Here is a 17,713-nt window from a genome sequence, read left to right as displayed (position 1 = left end):
TGAGAGGAGAGTCTTGTCAGGCGCTGGTTAGGCGTAGTTGCGCAGGTCGTCGATCTCGGTCGCGCCAAAGTCGGGGCGGACGAGGTAGGCGGCGATGCGCGCGGCGGCGTCTTGCGGCGAGACCAGCTCGCCGTGCGCGTGCAGATCGCGGAAGCGCTGCACGCCGGCAAATTCGGCGCCACGGATGGTGCGTTGCATGTCGGTGTCGATCACGCCCGGGGCCAGCGCTACGGCGCGCACGCTGGCGTCGCCATCGGCGTTGAGCGCGCGCACGAACATGTCGAGCCCGGCCTTGCCCGTGCAATACGCAGCCCAGCCGGCGATCGGTCGGCGCGCAGCGCCCGACGAGATCGCCAGCACGCGGCGCTGCGCATTCCAGGCAGCGGTGCCGCGTAGCAGGGCAGCCGTCAGCGCCATTGGGCCAGCCAGGTTCAGTTGCAGGTGCGGCAGCAGGGTATCGGCGCGCAGCGTGTCGATGGTGCCGATCGGCTCAACCGCGCCGGCGTTGAGTACCAGCGTCACGTTGGCAAAAGCGGGCAGGGCGGCCAGCGTCTTGGTCATCCAGGCCTCGGCGGCGTGCGCGTCGGACAGGTCGACCTGATGCCAGTCGAGTGCAACGCCAGCGGCAGCCGCCTGCGCGCGCAACTCGGCGTTGTCGCCGCGCGCCACGCAGATCAGACGATTGCCCGGCTGCATCAGCGCCTGGGCCAGCGCGGCGCCCAGGCCGCGCGAGGTGCCGGTCAGGATGAACAAAGACGTGTCAGACATGGCGGTCGCTCGGGCTCGGTTAGACGCCTTGCTTCAGGCTGGCCTGAATGAAGGGGTCCAAATCGCCGTCCAGCACCTTCTGCGTGTTGGAGATTTCTACGTTCGTGCGCAGATCCTTGATGCGGCTCTGGTCCAGCACGTACGAGCGGATCTGGTGGCCCCAGCCAACGTCGGTCTTGGCGGCTTCCTGCGCGTCGGCAGCGGCCTGGCGCTTGCGCAGCTCGTGCTCATACAGACGCGATTTCAGCATCGTCATCGCCTCGGCGCGGTTGCGGTGCTGCGAGCGGTCGTTCTGACACTGCACGACGATGCCGGTCGGGATGTGCGTAATCCGCACGGCCGAATCGGTCTTGTTGATGTGCTGACCGCCCGCGCCGGACGCGCGGTACGTATCGACGCGCAGGTCCGCCGGGTTGACCTCGATTTCGATCGAGTCATCCACTTCCGGATACACGAAGATCGACGAGAACGACGTGTGACGACCACCCGCCGAGTCAAACGGCGACTTACGCACCAGACGGTGCACGCCGGTTTCGGTGCGCAGGAAGCCGAACGCGTATTCGCCCTCGACCTTGATCGAAGCGCTCTTGATACCGGCCACGTCGCCTTCGGACTCTTCCAGTACTTCGGTCTTGAAACCCTTGCGCTCGCAGTACTTCAGGTACTGGCGCAGCAGCATCGACGCCCAGTCGCACGCCTCGGTGCCGCCGGCGCCGGCCTGGATGTCGATAAAGCAGTTGGCGGCGTCCATCGGGCCGGAGAACATGCGGCGGAATTCCATGTCTTCGACAATGGCGCGCATGCCGGCCGTGTCGGCTTCGATGGCTTCGATGGTGTCGTCGTCGCCTTCTTCGCGGGCCAGCTCGAACAGCTCGGCGCCGCCCGTCAGGTCTTCGTCGAGCTTGGTCAGCGCCAGCACGACGGTTTCCAGCGATTTTTTTTCGCGGCCCAGCTCCTGGGCGCGTTTGGGGTCGTTCCAGACCTCGGGGTTTTCGAGTTCCTTGTCGACTTCAACTAGACGTTCAGATTTGACGTCGTAGTCAAAGATACCTCCGAAGGTCGTCGGCACGCGACTTCAGGTCGGCCAACGTGTTCTGGATGGCGTTGAGGCGTTCTGCTTCCATGGTGCAAAAATCCGGTCGGAAACCAGAAATTATAGCGGAATCAAGGGGTTCCCCGTCTGCGCGGGCCGGTAAAAGCCGTGTTTTGGAAGAGATTTGTACGCCCCATCTGGCGCCCGGCTGGGGTTCGGTTAGCATGACGCCCACTTCCCGTGGTTTTTGGCGTTGCCCAGATGATCATCCGCTCGCTGCTCGATACCGATCTGTACAAATTCACGATGATGCAGGTGGTGCTGCATCACTTTCCCGGTGCGCACGTTGAATACCGCTTCAAGTGTCGCAACGCCGGCGTTGATCTCGTGCCGTTCATCGAAGAGATCCGCGCGGAAATCCGCCAGCTCTGCACCTTGCGCTTTACCGAGGCCGAGCTCGATTACCTGCGCGGTTTCCGCTTCATCAAGAGCGATTTCGTCGATTTTCTCGGCCTCTTCCACCTCAACGAGAAGTACATCGAGGTGCGTCCGGCGCCGAGCAATGACGGGCAGATCGAGATCGTCATCGCCGGGCCGTGGCTGCACACGATCATGTTTGAAGTGCCGGTGCTGGCCATCGTCAACGAGGTCTTCTTTAGCCGTACGCAAAGCCACCCGCAGTGGGAGGAGGGCAAGCGCCGCTTGACCGAGAAGCTGGGCTCGCTGATGCGCCCGGGTCTGGAGGCATGCCGCATCGCCGATTACGGCACGCGCCGCCGCTTTTCGCACACGTGGCATGAGCACGTGCTGATGGAGACCCGCACGCAACTCGGCGCCCAGTACGCCGGCACCAGCAACGTCTACTTCGCTATGAAGCACAACATGACGCCGCTGGGCACCATGGCGCACGAATACCTGCAGGCCTGCCAGGCGCTGGGCCCGCGCCTGCGCGATTCGCAAACCTTCGCGCTGGAGACCTGGGCCAAGGAATACCGGGGCGATCTCGGCATCGCGCTGTCGGACACCTACGGTTTCGACGCCTTCCTGCGCGATTTCGACATGTTCTTCTGCAAGCTCTTCGACGGCGTGCGGCATGATTCCGGCGACCCGTTCGAGTGGGGCGAACGCATGCTCAAGCACTACGAAGAGATGCGCGTCGAGCCAAAATCCAAGGCGCTGATCTTCTCCGATAGCCTGGATATGCCCAAGGTGATCGGCTTGTACGAACGCTTCCACGATCGCTGCAAGCTGGCCTTTGGCGTGGGGACAAACCTCACCAATGATCTCGGCTACACGCCGCTGCAGATCGTCATCAAGATGGTTCGCTGTAACGGGCAGCCGGTCGCCAAGTTGTCGGACGCACCCGAAAAGACCATGTGCGACGACCCGGCCTACCTGACGTATCTGAAGCAAGTCTTTGGCGTGCAGTAGTTTTGCGTGCAATCGGGCTCACGCCGACGCCGAATAAGTTTCACCGGCGTTGGCGGACCGAGCTGAACGCGGCTCGTATAATCGACCGATCTTTCGGAGCCGCCATGGAATCACGACCGGATACCCCCGTCGACCCGCTCGACACGACCCGCGCCCGCGACGCCATCTTCGCGCGCATCCGCAACGCGCAGCATCGTCCCGCGCAGCCGACCCAGGGCGAACGCGATGCCGTGGCGGACTACCTGGCGCGTCATCCGGCAGGCCCGCGTCCACCCATCCCGGAAGATGTCGCCGCTCACTTTGCCGAGCAGGCGCTGAAGATGGCGTCGACACTGGAGTCGGTCGCCATGCTGGCCGATGTTCCGGCTGCCGTGGCGCGCTATCTGGCCGGCCTGGACCTGAAGTCAACCGCTGTGGCGTGGACCACGCTGCAATCCCTCGATTGGGCGGCAGCCGGCATCACCGTCGAATTCCGCCCCCCGGTGTGCGAACCCCAAGCGGACCACGACCACGGCGATCTCGTCGGCATTACGGGCTGTTTCTGCGCGATTGCGGAGACGGGTTCGCTGATGCTGTTGTCCGGGCCGGAGAATGTCGCGTCCACGGCGCTGTTGCCGGAGACGCATATCGCCGTGGTGCCGCGTTCGCGCATCGTCGCCAACCTGGAAGATGCCTACGCGCTGGTCCGTACGGAGCGCGGAGAATTGCCGCGCGCCACCAACGTCATCAGCGGGCCGTCGCGTACGGGCGATATCGAGCAGACCATCGTACTGGGCGCCCACGGCCCGTACCGCGTTCACGTGATCGTTGTGACGGAGGCCTGAGGCCATCAGGTGTATTGGGCCAATTCGCCCCGTTGCGCTGTCAAACATGTGTGGACGTTTTCCGAGCAACGCGACCTAGGCGTTTACACTGGCGTCTTTGCCCGTGAGGCGCGCCTGGCTTGGCTGCGCGCCGCTGCTAAGGAGAACGCCCACGTGAAACGCCTCTGGCCCCTTGTCTTCCTGTTTGTCTGTGGTTTCGCGCGCGCCGCTGATGTGAATGGCGCCGAGTTGCCGCTGTGGTGGGGCGTGCCGTTCGCGGGGATTCTGCTGTCGATTGCGATTGCGCCGCTGGTGGCGCCCAAGCTGTGGCACGACCACTACGGCAAGATTGCGGCCGCGTGGGCGCTGGCGTTTCTGGTGCCGTTCGGCATCGGCTTTGGCGGCGAGGCGGCGATCGCTTCCGTCGTTCACGCGGCGCTTGCCGAATACATTCCTTTCATCGCTCTGATTGCCGCGTTGTACGTGGTGGCAGGCGGCATCTGCATTCGCGGCAACATCCACGGTACACCCAAGCTCAACACGGGTTTGATTGCACTCGGCACGGGCCTCGCCAGCATCATGGGTACGACCGGTGCCGCCATGTTGCTGATCCGTCCGCTGCTGCGCGCCAACGAGGCGCGCCGGCATCGTGCGCACGTCGTCGTGTTCTTTATCTTTCTGGTGGCCAACGCGGGTGGGGCGCTTACGCCTCTGGGCGATCCACCGCTGTTCCTTGGTTTCCTGCAAGGCGTCGATTTCTTCTGGACCGCGAAATTCCTCTGGCGCCAGACGCTGACGATGTGGGTGTTGCTGCTGGCCGTCTTTTTCGTCGTCGATAGCTACTACTACCACACGGGTAAGGAAGAGTTGCCCAACATCACCGACGCCACGCCCGACGACGCGGGCCCGCTGCGCTTCGAGGGCAACATCAACTTTGTGCTGCTGGGCGGCATCCTGGGCCTCGTGCTGATGAGCGGGTTGTGGAAGCCGGGCATCGTCTTCCACGTGATGGGCACGGAAGTGCTGCTGCAGAACGTGGTGCGTGATGTCGGTCTGGTCCTCATCGCGCTGTTGTCGTTGTGGCTCACGCCCGGTAGCGCGCGCTCGGGCAACGAGTTCAACTGGGAGCCCATCCTGGAAGTGGGCAAGCTGTTCGCGGGCATCTTCATCACCATCGGCCCTGTGATTGCCATGCTCAAGGCGGGGGTGGACGGCCCGTTTGCCGCGATCGTGCATCTGGTGAACGACGGCACCGGCCAGCCCAACAACGCCATGTACTTCTGGGCGACGGGCCTGCTGTCGTCGTTCCTCGACAACGCGCCGACGTATCTCGTGTTCTTCAACACTGCCGGCGGTGACGCCCAAATGCTGATGAGCGAGGGTGCCGCCACGCTGGCCGCCATCTCGGCCGCGGCTGTGTTCATGGGCGCCAATACGTACATCGGCAACGCGCCCAACCTGATGGTCAAAGCCATTGCGGAAAGCCGTGGCTTGCAGATGCCGAGTTTCTTCGGCTACATGCTGTGGTCGGTGGGGATTCTCGTGCCGATCTTTGTTTTGATGACTTTCGTGTTCTTCCGCTAACCGGACGTGTTGAACGTATGAAACCCGGAATCCTTGTCACCCGCGCGATGTTCCCGGAAGTGCTGGAGCGCCTGCGTGAATCCTTCGATGTGATCGACAACCAGGCGGATGTCGTCTATCCGCCCGAGGCATTGGCCGAGCGCTTGCAAGGCCGCGTGGGCCTGCTTGCCAACGCTGCCGACACGATCAACGCCGAGTTGATCGCCCGTGTGCCCACGCTGCGTGCGGTTGCGAACATGGCGGTCGGCTACAACAACCTGGACCTGCCGGCGATGACGCGCGCGGGCATCCTGGCCACCAACACGCCGGACATCCTGACCGAGACCACCGCAGACTTTGGTTGGGCCTTGCTGATGGCCGCCGCGCGCCGCGTGTCGGAATCCGAACGCTGGTTGCGCGCAGGGCAGTGGCAGCGGTGGACGTACGACGCCTTCCTCGGCGCCGAGGTGTTCGGCAGCACGCTGGGCATCCTCGGCATGGGCCGTATCGGCCAGGCGTTGGCGCGGCGTGCGAGCGGCTTTTCGATGCGGGTGATCTATCACAACCGCAGCCGCCTCGCACCCGAGATCGAGCAGGACACCCGTGCCACGTATGTCAGCAAAGAGGAACTCCTGAAGCAGGCCGACCACCTCGTGCTGGTGCTGCCGTATTCCAAGGAGAGCCATCACGCCATTGGCACGGCAGAGTTGGCGCAGATGAAGCCGACGGCCACGCTGGTCAACTTGGCGCGCGGCGGCATCGTCGATGATGCGGCGCTGGCGCAGGCACTGGCGAACAAGCGCATCTTTGCGGCTGGGCTGGACGTGTACGAGGGCGAGCCGAACGTGCATCCGGCGTTGCTGGAGGCAGAACACGTTGCGCTCACGCCGCATATCGCCAGTGCCACGCACGGCACACGCCTGGGCATGGCGAACCTGGCGGCCGACAACCTGATTGCCGCGCTGGGTTTTGGCCCGCATGCAGGGCAGCCGCCCAACTTGTTGAACCCGGACGTGCTGGCGGTCCAGCGCGCCTCTTCCTGATCGAATATCTCCATGGATTGGTTGGCTTTGTTGACGCTGCTGGGCGTGGCCCTGGTGGCGGTGCTGTGTGTGCTGATCTGGCGCGGTGTGTCGCGTCCGGCGGCCAACGATGTGTCGCCGATGCTCGCCGCGTTGCGCGATGAGCTTGCACGGGGCAACGAACGCGTGGAGCGCGAACTGCGCGGCGAAATCGCAGAGACGGCCCGCATCGGCCGCAGCGATGTCACACAGCAACTCGGGCAGTTTCAGCAGGTGCTGGCCACGCAGCTCACCAGCGTCGCCACGCTGCAGAACAACCAGATCGACACGTTCGCACAGCAGCTGACCAAGCTGACCGAGACGAACACGCAGCAGCTCGAGGCGGTGCGCCAGAGCCTGCAGCAGCAGGCCCAGCAGGCGCGCGAAGAGCAGGGCAACGCGCTGCGCCGCTTCGGCGAGACCATGCAGCAGCAGCTCGCCCAACTGGGCGAGGGCAACGAGCGCCGTCTGGCTGAGGTGCGTGCCACGCTGGAGCAAAAACTCAAGGACATCGAGGCCAACAACGCGACCAAGCTCGACGAGATGCGCCGCACCGTCGACGAAAAGCTGCACGCCACGCTGGAGCAGCGCCTGGGCGAATCGTTCAAGCTGGTGTCGGACCGTCTCGAGCAGGTACACCGCGGCCTGGGCGAAATGCAGGCGCTGGCCCAAGGCGTGGGCGATCTGAAGAAGGTGCTGACCAACGTGAAAACGCGCGGCACCTGGGGCGAAGTCCAGCTCGAGATGCTGCTCGAACAGATGCTCACGCCCGAGCAGTACGACAAGAACGTCGAGACCGTGCGCGGCACCGGTGCGCGCGTGGAGTTCGCCATCCGGCTGCCCGGCAAGACCGATGCGGACCGTGACGCGACGGTCTGGCTACCCATCGACGCCAAGTTCCCCAAAGAGCAGTACGAACGCTTGCTCGACGCGCAGGAGCGCGCGGATGCCGAGGCCGCCGCTGTCGCAAGCCGTGAGTTGGAAGTGGCGGTGCGCAAGGAGGCGCAGACCATCCACGAGAAGTACATCGCACCGCCGGCCACGACCGACTTTGCGATCCTCTTCCTGCCGACGGAAGGCCTCTACGCCGAAGTGCTGCGCCGCCCCGGCCTGACCGATGAACTGCAACGCAAATTCCGCGTGACGGTGGCGGGGCCCACTACGCTCACGGCCATCCTGAACAGTCTGCAGATGGGTTTCCGCACGCTCGCGCTGGAAAAGCGCTCCAGCGAGGTGTGGCAAGTGCTGGGCGCGGTGAAGAGCGAATTCGGTAAGTTTGGCGACGTATTGGCCGCGACCAAGAAGACCTTGGAACGCGCTGTCAGCAACATCGAACAGGCCGAGGTGCGCACGCGCCAGATGAACCGCAAACTCAAGGCGGTAGAAGCGCTGCCGAGCGATTCTGCACAGAACGTGCTGGGGCTGGAAACGGCGCCGGCGTTGAATGGGCAGGATGATGAAACCGAGGCTGAGTAACAGCCGTCGGCATCAGCAAAAGCAAAGGGGCGGAAATTTCCGCCCCTTTTTTTATCCGTAGATACCGAGATCAGGCTTCTTCCGGCACGTCGCGCAGCGCGATCTCGATACCGCCGAAGCGTGCAGCCACCCAGTTATAGGCGTGGCAACCCAGCCAGAGTGCGCCAAAACCGATCAGCGCGTTAAGAATCAGGCCACTCAAGATGGCAATCGCCGGCAGTTCGCCTGTGCGAACAAAGCCGGTAAAAAAGACCAACCCCACGATCGGGAGCGAGAAGCACAGGTACACCAACATCAGCGCACGCGCAGTGTGGGCCGGGTGGAGGTAAACAATCTCCTGTTTCGTCATGGCATTACTCAAACGTGGGCAAGCTCAAAGCATTCAAATTGGCGCAAAGTGTAGCGAATCGACCGACGCGCCGATACCCGCGCCCAGAGGGTGACGCAAAAAACCGACAGCGCCGTGCACTACCGTGGGGCGCGCTTCCGCTACACCAGGCCGTCGAACAGCAACACCTGCACCGAATCCCCCGCGTTGACCTGGCCTTGCTCATGCGCGAGCACGACAAAGCAGTTGGCCTCGCTCATGGAGCGCAGCACGCCGGAGCCTTGCTGGCCCGTCAAGCGCACTTCCAACTGCCCGCGGTCATTCAAGGCGGCGATGGCGCGTTGGTATTCGGTCCGCCCTGGGCGCTTGCGGATGGGCGTTGCGCTGACGGCCGGCACCAGCGGCGCACCGGATTCGGTGGCACCCATCATGCGCAGCAGCGCGCCGCGCACGAAGTGATAGAACGTCACCATGACCGCCACGGGGTTGCCCGGCAGGCCGAACAGAAACGCGTTCTGCCCGTTCGAGTTGATTCGCCCGAAAGCCATTGGCCGGCCGGGGCGCATGGCGATCTTCCAGAACGTCACATCGCCCAGCTTGGCCATCATCTGTTTGGTGAAATCCGCTTCGCCAACGGAGACGCCGCCGGATGTGATGATGGCATCAGCGTTTTCGGCGCCAGTGCGGAAAGCGGCTTCCAGCGCGGCCGGGTCGTCGCGCACGACGCCCATGTCGAGCAACTCCACGCCCAGGCGCGAGAGCATGCCGTGCAGCGTGTAGCGGTTGGAGTCGTACACGCAGCCGGCGTCGAGCGGTTCACCGATGGAACGCAGCTCGTCGCCAGTGGAGAAGAACGCCACGCGCAGCTTCCGGCGCACCGGCACTTCGGCGATGCCAAGCGAGGCAAGCAGGCCGATGTCGGCGGGGCGGAGGATGCGGCCAGCGGACAGTGCCGCGCTGCCACAGGCGAGGTCTTCGCCACGCAGGCGGCGGTTGTCACCAGCGCGTACGGCATCGCGGGCAAAGTGCACGGTGGTGGCATCACCTTGCGTGAATTCCTGCGGGATGACGGTGTCGCAGCCGGCCGGCATGACAGCACCGGTCATGATGCGTACGGCTTCGCCTGTGCCCGGTGCGTCGTCGAAGGCCACGCCTGCGTACGCGGTGCCGATCACCTTCAGCGTGACTTCTCCGCCAATATCGTCGTTATTGCGCGCCAGTTCGGCGCTGGAGAAGGCGAAACCATCCATCGCGGAGTTGTCGTGCGAGGGCACGTCGATGGACGACAGGATGTCTTCGGCCAGCACGCGGTCGAGCGCGCTGCGAATCGGCACGCGCGCAAAGCCGCTTACGGGCTGCACGAAGCCGCGCATGATGGCTTGGGCCGTTTCCACGGGCAGCGCGTTCGGATCGTAGTCGGACAGGCAGGAGACGACGGAGGCGAGGGTGGTCATGTCGAAGGTAAGTGCATCTGCGGCGCTCTAGCGGCGCTCGGCCAGCGTATGAAGTTCTGCCAGCGTGTTGATATTGGCGAAGGCGGCGCTGTCATCAAACAGCACATCTACCGTGGCGTGGCGGGCGGTCCAGGTTTCAATCTTGCGCCCACCGCTTTGCAGGTAGGCAGTCAGGTCGTCGGCCAGTCGCGCATCGATTAAACAGAATACCGGCTGCACCTGCCGGCGGGGTTGACCCTGCGCATCCGGCTCCAGCGTGACAGGCATGGCGATGCGCGCGTCGGCATCTTCCAACGCTTGGGCCAGCTTGGCGGCCAGGTCGGTCGGCACGAACGGCGAATCGCATGGGGCCGTCAGCAGATAGGGCGTCTGGCATTGCTCCAACCCCGCCAGGATACCCGCCAGCGGCCCTGCAAAATCCGGGACGGAATCCACCACCACCGGCACGCCGAACGATTCGTACGCAGCGAGGTTGCGATTGGCGTTGATGAGCACGTGATCGACCTGTGGCGACAAGCGCATCAACGTATGCATCGCCATCGGCGCACCACGGAACGTCTGCAAGCCCTTGTCGACGCCGCCCATACGGCTGCCCCGGCCGCCGGCCAAGATCAGGCCGGTAATGTCGGATGTGGAAATCATGTGAAGTGAAACGGCCGGCCGTCAGCCGCCGATGTAGGACATTTCGATGCGTCGCCCGGCCGAGGCGGGTGCTTGTCCGCTGGCGCGCAGCTCGGAGTAGCGGTCGGCGCGGCCTTGCCAGATCGTGCGGATGGCATTGGACAGTTCGATGTCGCTCGCGCCGCCTCGCAGCAGGGCACGCAGGTCGAACCCCTCGGTGGCGAACAAGCAGAGATACAGTTTGCCTTCGGTCGACAGCCGCGCGCGGGTGCACTCGTGGCAGAACGCCTGCGTCACGCTGGAGATCACGCCGATCTCGCCCGCACCATCTATGTAGCGCCAGCGCTCGGCGGTTTCGCCGTTGTAGTTGGCGCTCAGCGGTTCCAGCGCAAACTCGCTCGACAGACGTCGGATCACCTCCGCCGACGGCACGACGGAGCGCATGTCCCAGTGGTTGGTCGTGCCCACGTCCATGTATTCGATAAAGCGCACGATGATGCCGCTGCCCCGGAAGTGGCGCGCCATCGGCACGAGCTGGTCATCGTTATCGCCTTTCTTGACGACCATGTTGACCTTGATCGGCGCCAGCCCGACCTGCTGCGCGACTTCGATGCCGTTCAGCACCTCGCTGACGGCAAAGTCGACGTCGTTCATGCGGCGGAAGGTCGCATCGTCGATGCCGTCCAGACTGACGGTGACGCGGCTGAGGCCGGCGTCCTTGAGCGACTGCGCCTTGCGTGCGAGCAGGGCGCCATTGGTGGTGAGCGTGATGTCCAGCGGTTTGCCATCAGCCGTGGTCAGGCGCGCGAGCATTTCCACCAGGCGTTCGATGTTCTTGCGCAGCAGCGGCTCGCCGCCGGTCAGGCGGATCTTTTCGACACCGTGCTCGATGAACAGCCTTGCCATGCGCTCGATCTCTTCGAACGACAGCAACTCGGAGTGCCGCAGGAACCGGTAGTCCTTGTCGAACACATCCTTCGGCATGCAATAGACGCAGCGGAAGTTGCAGCGGTCCGTCACCGAGATACGCAGATCGTGCAGGCGGCGGCCGCGCGTATCGGCCAGCCAGCCCTGCGCGGGGACAAGCGTGTCCGGCACGGCGGGCACCGTAGCGCGATGGTGCTGACCATCACGCAGGTCATAGATGGGGATGACGGTTTCGGTCATGGTGCGGTGCGGCGCGTCAGTCCACGGGGCGGGACGGTTGCGCTCGATACAAGGTCGAGTGTAGCGCAGCCCCTGTTTGAAGCGGGGAGCACAGTTCAGGCCCCGCGTGTCGCGCACAGGAAAAAGGGCGGCCGAAGCCGCCCCTTGCAATGTGCCAGCGGTTGCCCGCCGGGAACATCACGGATTACTTATTGCTGGTCTGCGCCACCTGCCGGACGGCTGGTCTCGACCAGAACCATCGGGCCTTGCTGGACCGGCGGCAGCGGCTTGCGCTCGCGCGGCACGCGCGGCGGGGTGACGGCGCGGGCGGCTTCGGCTTGCGCAGCCTCCAGCTTCTGCGCATCCGTGTGCACCCACGTCATGCCAGCGTTGTCCAGCACGCTTTGCAGCGTTTCGATCGGCAGCGGCGATGCCTGTGCTACCGTGCTGACCGGGGCCGGCACTTCAGCAAAGGCCGTCACGATGGCCACTTCTGGCACCTCGGCCACTTCCACGGCGGCAGGTGCGGGGGCGGCTACCGGTTCGGTCGGCTGCACATCGGGCAGGGCGGAGACAGGTGCCACGGCTTCCGTCGTGGGCACGGGCTCATGCACCACCGGAGCCACTGGCTCGATCGGCGCGAACGATGCCGTCTGCACCGGCTCCGTCACGGTCGTGTGCAGCGCGGGCTCGACATGTTGGCCACCTTCCGGCGCAGCATGCAGTTCGGCAACGGCGTCTTCCGTGCTTTCGGCGTCTTCAGCTTCACCTTCCGCACGCACGCCTTCCGCACCTTCGCGGTCACGACGATAGCGGTTGCGGCCACGGCGACCACGGCGGCGGCGTTCTTCACCCTCGCCGTTACCTTCTGCGCCCGGGGTCACGCCTTCTGTCACGACGCCTTCTGCCGGGGCAGTGGTGTCGAGCAGCGGTTGCGGCACCTGCGGTGCGGCTGTCGGGTCGATCAGGCTTTCGGTTGCAACGGCTGCGGCTTCCTTGGCTTGCTGATCGCGCTCGCGAGGTTCACGCGGTTCGCGGGCCTCGCGGGGCTCACGACCCTCTCGCGGCTGGCGCTCACGGCGTTCCTGGTTGCGCTCGCGGCGGCCTTGGCCCTGATTTTGGCCTTCAGCGCGCGGTTCCTGACCTTGTGCCGGTTGACGGGCTTCTGCCGTTTCGCGGGCAGCGCCTTCGACCTGGGCTGGCTGGCGATTGCGATCACGGTTGCCGCGCTGACCTTCGCGTTGGCCTTGTTGCTGGCCCGATTGCTGACCATCACGGGCTTCGTTGCGGTCGCGGCCTTGGCGGTTGCCGTCGCGGCCGTTCTGGCCTTGACCTTGGCGCTCGCCACGGTCGCCGCGTTCACCACGCTGGCCACGGCCGCCGCGGTCTTGGCGATTGCCACGATCACGGCGGTTGCCGTCTTCCGCACGTTGCTTCGGCGCTTCGGCAGGCGCGGCGACCACCGGCTCAGCCGGCTTGCCGCCAAACAGCGACTTCAGCCACGAAACAAAGCCACCCTGGGCCGGCACCGGAGCCGGCGCTTGCGGCGCAGGTGCTGCAGCCTCGGTACGGGGCGGACGCTCAGCGCGCGGCACCGACACGGGTGCCGGTTGTTCCGGCGTGATGCCCTTGACGGCCGCTTCCTGGCGCGGCTTGGCCGCTTCCTTGCGGGTGCTGTAGGCGGTGTCGGCTTCCAGTTCCTTGGCGGCTTCCTCGGCCATCTTGTAGCTGGCCTTGGTGTCGTCCAGACGCGGATCGTCGTGGCGCAGGCGCTCCAGCTTGTAGTGCGGCGTCTCCAGATGCTTGTTCGGGATCAGCAGGACGTTGACCTTGAAGCGCGTCTCGATCAGGTTGATGTCCGGGCGCTTTTCGTTGAGCAGGAACGCAGCCACTTCCACCGGCACCTGGCAGTGGATCGCGGCGGTGTTTTCCTTCATCGCCTCTTCCTGGATGATGCGCAGCACCTGCAGGGCAGACGATTCGGTATCGCGGATGTGACCCGTGCCGTTACAGCGCGGGCAAGTGACGTGCGAGCCTTCCGACAGCGACGGACGCAGGCGCTGGCGCGACAGTTCCATCAGGCCGAAGCGGCTGATCTTGCCCATCTGCACGCGGGCGCGGTCGTGGCGCAGCGCGTCTTTCAGGCGGGTCTCGACGTCCTTCTGGGCCTTGCTCGACTCCATGTCGATGAAGTCGATCACGATCAGGCCGCCCAGGTCGCGCAGGCGCAACTGGCGGGCGATCTCGTCGGCGGCTTCGAGGTTGGTGCGCGCGGCAGTTTCCTCGATGTCAGCGCCCTTGGTGGCGCGGGCCGAGTTCACGTCGATGGCGACCAGCGCTTCGGTGTGGTCGATCACAATGGCGCCGCCCGAGGGCAGCATGACCATGCGCGAATACGCCGATTCAATCTGGTGTTCGATCTGGAAGCGCGAGAACAGGGGAACGTCGTCGCGGTACTTCTTCACCCGATTCATGTTGTCGGGCATCACCACGCTCATGAAGGCGCGGGCCTGATCGTAGATATCGTCCGTATCGATCAGGATTTCACCGATATCCGGCTGGAAGTAATCGCGAATCGCGCGGATCACCAGGCTGGATTCGAGGTAGATCAGCAGCGGGGCCTTGTTGTCGACGGCAGCGCCATCCACGGCTTTCCACAGCTGCATCAGGTAGTTCAAGTCCCACTGCAGCTCTTCCGCCGAGCGGCCGATGCCGGCGGTGCGGGCGATGATGCTCATGCCGTCCGGCACTTCCAGCTGCGCCATGGTTTCGCGCAGTTCCTGGCGGTCTTCGCCCTCAATGCGGCGCGACACGCCACCACCACGCGGGTTGTTCGGCATCAGCACCAGGTAACGGCCGGCCAGCGAGATGAACGTGGTCAGGGCCGCGCCCTTGTTGCCGCGTTCTTCCTTCTCAACCTGGACGATCAGCTCCTGGCCTTCGCGCAGCGCATCCTGGATGCGCGCATTGCGCACGTCCACGCCTTCCTTGAAATAGGCGCGGGCGACTTCCTTGAAGGGGAGGAAACCGTGCCGCTCTTCGCCGTAGTTGACGAAGCAGGCTTCCAGCGACGGTTCGATGCGGGTGATGACACCCTTGTAGATATTGCCTTTGCGCTGTTCGCGCCCGGCGGTTTCGATGTCGATGTCGATCAGTTTCTGACCGTCGACAATGGCGACGCGCAATTCTTCTTGCTGCGTCGCATTGAACAACATGCGTTTCATTGCAACCTCACTCCAATGCCGTGCAAGCACGGCGCTTCATGGAGCACGCAAAGGCGGAGCGGGTGGTCAACGAATTGCCAGGGTATCGGCCGATACAGATGCGGCGCGACGGGGCACGGGCGAAAGAAATGAGGACGTCACGGATGGCAGGGCGGGAGTTGCGGGCGCGGTCAGCGCCGCGTTTCGCTGTATTGCACGTCCTGTCACTCGTGCCACGGGTCAGCGCGTTCGTTGTACGGGCGGCGGACCGGCGGCGGCGAGTCGCGTGAAGCGACCACAAAGAGCGAATTGACGGACGGCCTGTCCGGACGAAACCCGCGGCGGGCAGATCGGGCGGCATGCTGCTTGTTAGAGTTTTGCCGCCGGACCGCCATGGCAACGCGGTAACCGGATACTCAGCCGGCCGGCACCAACTTTGGTGCGGCAAGGGCTTCTTTCACCAAGCGGGCGCCGTATGGATGACCATGTGGCGCCCGCTTTTGAATTCTGTTCTACCAGCTGCTCGTTCTACGCTGGCCGACGTTGCCGACGTGATCTTTGGTTCGCGTCTTGCAGAGAGGGACAGCGGTGCGTGCTGCTTTCGTGCCGATCGAGTCGGCCACGTGTTTAGCTTTGTAACACAAGTGGGCGAGACATCGGCACGTTCCGGACGATTCCAGACGAAAACGGTGGCTGTGTACAATACCTGTTGTTTCGTCCCGACCGGCTCTTGCTGGCGCTTGTACGACTGTCCAGCGAGAAAATTATATTGAAAATGAATGAGTTACGCCATCCATTTGATGGCCGCATTCAAGAGGCCGTGCGTGACGCACTCGACGGCAAATCGGTCGCCTATGTCGAGATCGGCGAGGACGCCGAGGGCCAGCGCATCGACAATTTCCTGATGCGGCTGGCCAAGGGCGTACCCAAGAGCCATATCTACCGCATCCTGCGCTCCGGCGAGGTGCGGGTGAACAAGGGCCGCATCGACGCGGAATACCGCCTCAAGCTGGGTGATCTGGTGCGCATTCCGCCGCTACGGATTGCGCAGCAGGCAGAAGCGCCGCGCGCCGTGCCGGCCGCCGAGTTCACGATCCTCCACGAAGATACGCACCTGCTGGTCATCGATAAGCCGGCGGGTGTGGCCGTGCACGGTGGCTCGGGGGTGGCGTTCGGGGTGATTGAGCAGCTGCGTCAATCGCGTCCGGAGGCCAAGTTCCTGGAGTTGGTGCACCGGCTGGACCGCGAAACCTCCGGCGTGCTGCTGCTTGCCAAGAAGCGTTCGGCGCTGGTGGCGTTGCATGAGCAGATCCGAGAGGGGCGCCTGGATAAGCGCTATTTCGCGGCGGTGAAGGGCGTCTGGCCCCATCAGCGTCAGCACATCAAGGCGCCGCTGCACAAGTTCACCACGCCTGAGGGCGAGCGCCGCGTGCGCGTGCAAGCCGACGGACAGGCTTCCCACACGATTTTCAACAAGGTGGGTGTGTTCGGGCCGTACACGTTGCTGGAAGCCGAATTGAAGACCGGACGCACGCACCAGATTCGCGTGCACCTGGCACATGCAGGCTTCCCGATCCTCGGGGACGACAAATACGGCGATTTCGCGCTGAACAAGGCGCTTTCGCGTGCAAATGCCTCGCCCCGGCTGGGGCGGATGTTCTTGCATGCGCATCGCTTGCAGCTGATCCATCCGCAAAGCGGCGAGACGGTCACGTTCAGTGCGCCGTTGCCTGCTGAATGCGCCGAGTTTCTGAAAGCCTTCCAACCCGAGAGCCCCGATTCCGATGCCGCAACAGCGCTTTGACCTGATCGTCTTCGACTGGGATGGCACGTTGATGGACTCGACGTCGGCCATTACGCGGTCGATCCAGCTTGCGTGCCGGGATCTCGAACTGCCTGTGCCGGACGATACGCGCGCCAGCCATGTGATCGGCCTTGGCCTTCGAGATGCGCTCGAATACGCAGTTCCGACGCTTGATCCCGCCGATTACGGCAAGCTGGCGGAGCGTTATCGCTTCCATTACCTGAGCCGCGATTCGCAACTGGTGCTGTTTCCCGGCGTGCGCGAGATGCTGGAGGCACTGCGCCGCGAAAACTACCTGCTGGCGGTGGCCACGGGCAAGTCGCGCATTGGCCTGCAGCGTGCGATGGAGGCGACCGGGCTGACGGGCGTGTTCGATAACACCCGCTGCGCCGATGAAACGTTTTCCAAGCCCCACCCTGCGATGCTGCTGGAGCTTACGCGTGACCTTGGCATGGACGTCGAGCGCACGCTGATGATTGGCGATACCACGCACGATCTGCAGATGGCTGCCAATGCGGGCACGGCGGGCGTGGCCGTCACTTACGGCGCCCATCCGGCTGACGTGCTGCAAGCGCTTACGCCACTGTATTCGGCCAAATCGGTGCCGGATCTGCATGATTGGTTGTTGCAACATGCCTGATACGGCGGGCGTGGTTCGCATTTGCGAGGGTGCTGCGCTGGAGGATGGCGGGGTTGGTGTGCGCTTTTCCGTAGACGTGCGCGGCCGTACGGTAAGCGCCTTTGTCGTTCGCTACGCTGGTGACGTGCACGGCTATCTGAACCAGTGCGCGCACGTGCCGATGGAAATGGACTGGCAAGAAGGCCAGTTCTTCGAAAGCTCCGGGCTGTATTTGATGTGCGCCACGCACGGCGCCATTTACGAGCCGGATACCGGCCGCTGTGTGGGCGGCCCATGCCGAGGCGCCCATCTGTCAAAGCTGGATATCACCGAGCGCGATGGGGCGGTCTGGTGGCAACCCGATGCGCTGTTCCGCGCGCCAGCCCCGTCGGTTTGACGGCGT

The 17,713-nt window shown here is 64.2% G+C and carries 15 protein-coding genes; 8 read left to right on the top strand and 7 right to left on the bottom strand.

Translation table 11 applies throughout. The annotated features are described in order from the left end of the window. Positions 1-27: 27 nt before the first annotated feature. Both ACN9M1_RS10125 and prfB read right to left on the bottom strand, forming a co-directional pair. On the bottom strand, positions 28-768 hold the full coding sequence (locus tag ACN9M1_RS10125) for an SDR family oxidoreductase (RefSeq protein ID WP_426394040.1): 741 nt from the start codon (positions 766-768) through the stop codon (positions 28-30). A gap of 19 nt (positions 769-787) precedes the next feature. Continuing rightward, positions 788-1,892, bottom strand: a protein-coding gene (gene prfB / locus ACN9M1_RS10120) for a peptide chain release factor 2 (protein ID WP_102064856.1) whose coding sequence is annotated in 2 segments (ribosomal slippage) — positions 788-1,810 and positions 1,812-1,892 — 1,104 coding nt in all. Because the reading frame shifts where the segments join, the coding sequence is not laid out codon by codon here. A 170-nt stretch (positions 1,893-2,062) separates the two neighbouring features. Here prfB and pncB point away from each other — a divergent pair. From pncB to ACN9M1_RS10095, 5 genes are all read left to right on the top strand, one after another. Beyond that, positions 2,063-3,232, top strand: coding sequence for a nicotinate phosphoribosyltransferase (pncB, locus tag ACN9M1_RS10115; protein ID WP_426394038.1), 1,170 nt, complete (start codon positions 2,063-2,065; stop codon positions 3,230-3,232). A gap of 104 nt (positions 3,233-3,336) precedes the next feature. Further along, complete coding sequence (locus ACN9M1_RS10110) at positions 3,337-4,056, top strand: LutC/YkgG family protein (RefSeq protein WP_426394037.1); 720 nt, start codon at positions 3,337-3,339, stop codon at positions 4,054-4,056. A 153-nt stretch (positions 4,057-4,209) separates the two neighbouring features. Beyond that, positions 4,210-5,619, top strand: a complete 1,410-nt coding sequence (locus tag ACN9M1_RS10105) for a sodium:proton antiporter (RefSeq protein ID WP_426394035.1) — start codon at positions 4,210-4,212, stop codon at positions 5,617-5,619. Between the two features lie 17 nt (positions 5,620-5,636). Then, on the top strand, positions 5,637-6,641 hold the full coding sequence (locus ACN9M1_RS10100) for a 2-hydroxyacid dehydrogenase (RefSeq protein WP_426394034.1): 1,005 nt from the start codon (positions 5,637-5,639) through the stop codon (positions 6,639-6,641). Positions 6,642-6,653: 12 nt separating this feature from the next. Next, positions 6,654-8,135, top strand: coding sequence for a DNA recombination protein RmuC (locus ACN9M1_RS10095; protein WP_426394033.1), 1,482 nt, complete (start codon positions 6,654-6,656; stop codon positions 8,133-8,135). Positions 8,136-8,205: 70 nt separating this feature from the next. On the opposite strand, the gene ACN9M1_RS10090 is transcribed toward ACN9M1_RS10095, so the two are convergent. From ACN9M1_RS10090 to ACN9M1_RS10070, 5 genes are all read right to left on the bottom strand, one after another. Continuing rightward, positions 8,206-8,484 (bottom strand): hypothetical protein, encoded by a 279-nt coding sequence (locus tag ACN9M1_RS10090; protein ID WP_426394031.1) that lies wholly within the window; start codon positions 8,482-8,484, stop codon positions 8,206-8,208. A 140-nt stretch (positions 8,485-8,624) separates the two neighbouring features. Continuing rightward, on the bottom strand, positions 8,625-9,917 hold the full coding sequence (gene glp / locus ACN9M1_RS10085) for a gephyrin-like molybdotransferase Glp (RefSeq protein ID WP_426394030.1): 1,293 nt from the start codon (positions 9,915-9,917) through the stop codon (positions 8,625-8,627). 27 nt (positions 9,918-9,944) lie between these two features. Further along, positions 9,945-10,559, bottom strand: a complete 615-nt coding sequence (mobA, locus tag ACN9M1_RS10080; RefSeq protein ID WP_426394028.1) for a molybdenum cofactor guanylyltransferase MobA — start codon at positions 10,557-10,559, stop codon at positions 9,945-9,947. Between the two features lie 21 nt (positions 10,560-10,580). Beyond that, positions 10,581-11,705, bottom strand: coding sequence for a GTP 3',8-cyclase MoaA (gene moaA, locus ACN9M1_RS10075; RefSeq protein ID WP_426394026.1), 1,125 nt, complete (start codon positions 11,703-11,705; stop codon positions 10,581-10,583). 188 nt (positions 11,706-11,893) lie between these two features. After that, positions 11,894-14,908, bottom strand: coding sequence for an Rne/Rng family ribonuclease (locus tag ACN9M1_RS10070; RefSeq protein WP_426394024.1), 3,015 nt, complete (start codon positions 14,906-14,908; stop codon positions 11,894-11,896). 754 nt (positions 14,909-15,662) lie between these two features. Here ACN9M1_RS10070 and ACN9M1_RS10065 point away from each other — a divergent pair. From ACN9M1_RS10065 to ACN9M1_RS10055, 3 genes are read left to right on the top strand one after another with little or no spacing between them, the layout of a single operon-like run. Then, positions 15,663-16,691: an RluA family pseudouridine synthase gene (locus ACN9M1_RS10065; protein ID WP_426394022.1), complete on the top strand. Its 1,029-nt coding sequence runs from the start codon at positions 15,663-15,665 to the stop codon at positions 16,689-16,691. Further along, the gene (locus tag ACN9M1_RS10060; RefSeq protein WP_426394021.1) at positions 16,672-17,331 is read left to right on the top strand and encodes an HAD-IA family hydrolase; all 660 of its coding nucleotides are present in this window, start codon (positions 16,672-16,674) and stop codon (positions 17,329-17,331) included. Before ACN9M1_RS10065 ends, ACN9M1_RS10060 begins: the two co-directional genes overlap by 20 nt. Then, entirely contained in the window at positions 17,324-17,707 is a 384-nt protein-coding gene (locus ACN9M1_RS10055; RefSeq protein WP_426394020.1) for a Rieske (2Fe-2S) protein, read from the top strand. Before ACN9M1_RS10060 ends, ACN9M1_RS10055 begins: the two co-directional genes overlap by 8 nt. Positions 17,708-17,713: the final 6 nt, after the last annotated feature.

The organism is Ralstonia sp. R-29 (assembly GCF_049913345.1).
In the GTDB taxonomy this organism is placed as follows: domain Bacteria; phylum Pseudomonadota; class Gammaproteobacteria; order Burkholderiales; family Burkholderiaceae; genus Ralstonia.
This window is presented reverse-complemented; position numbering and strand designations above follow the sequence as displayed.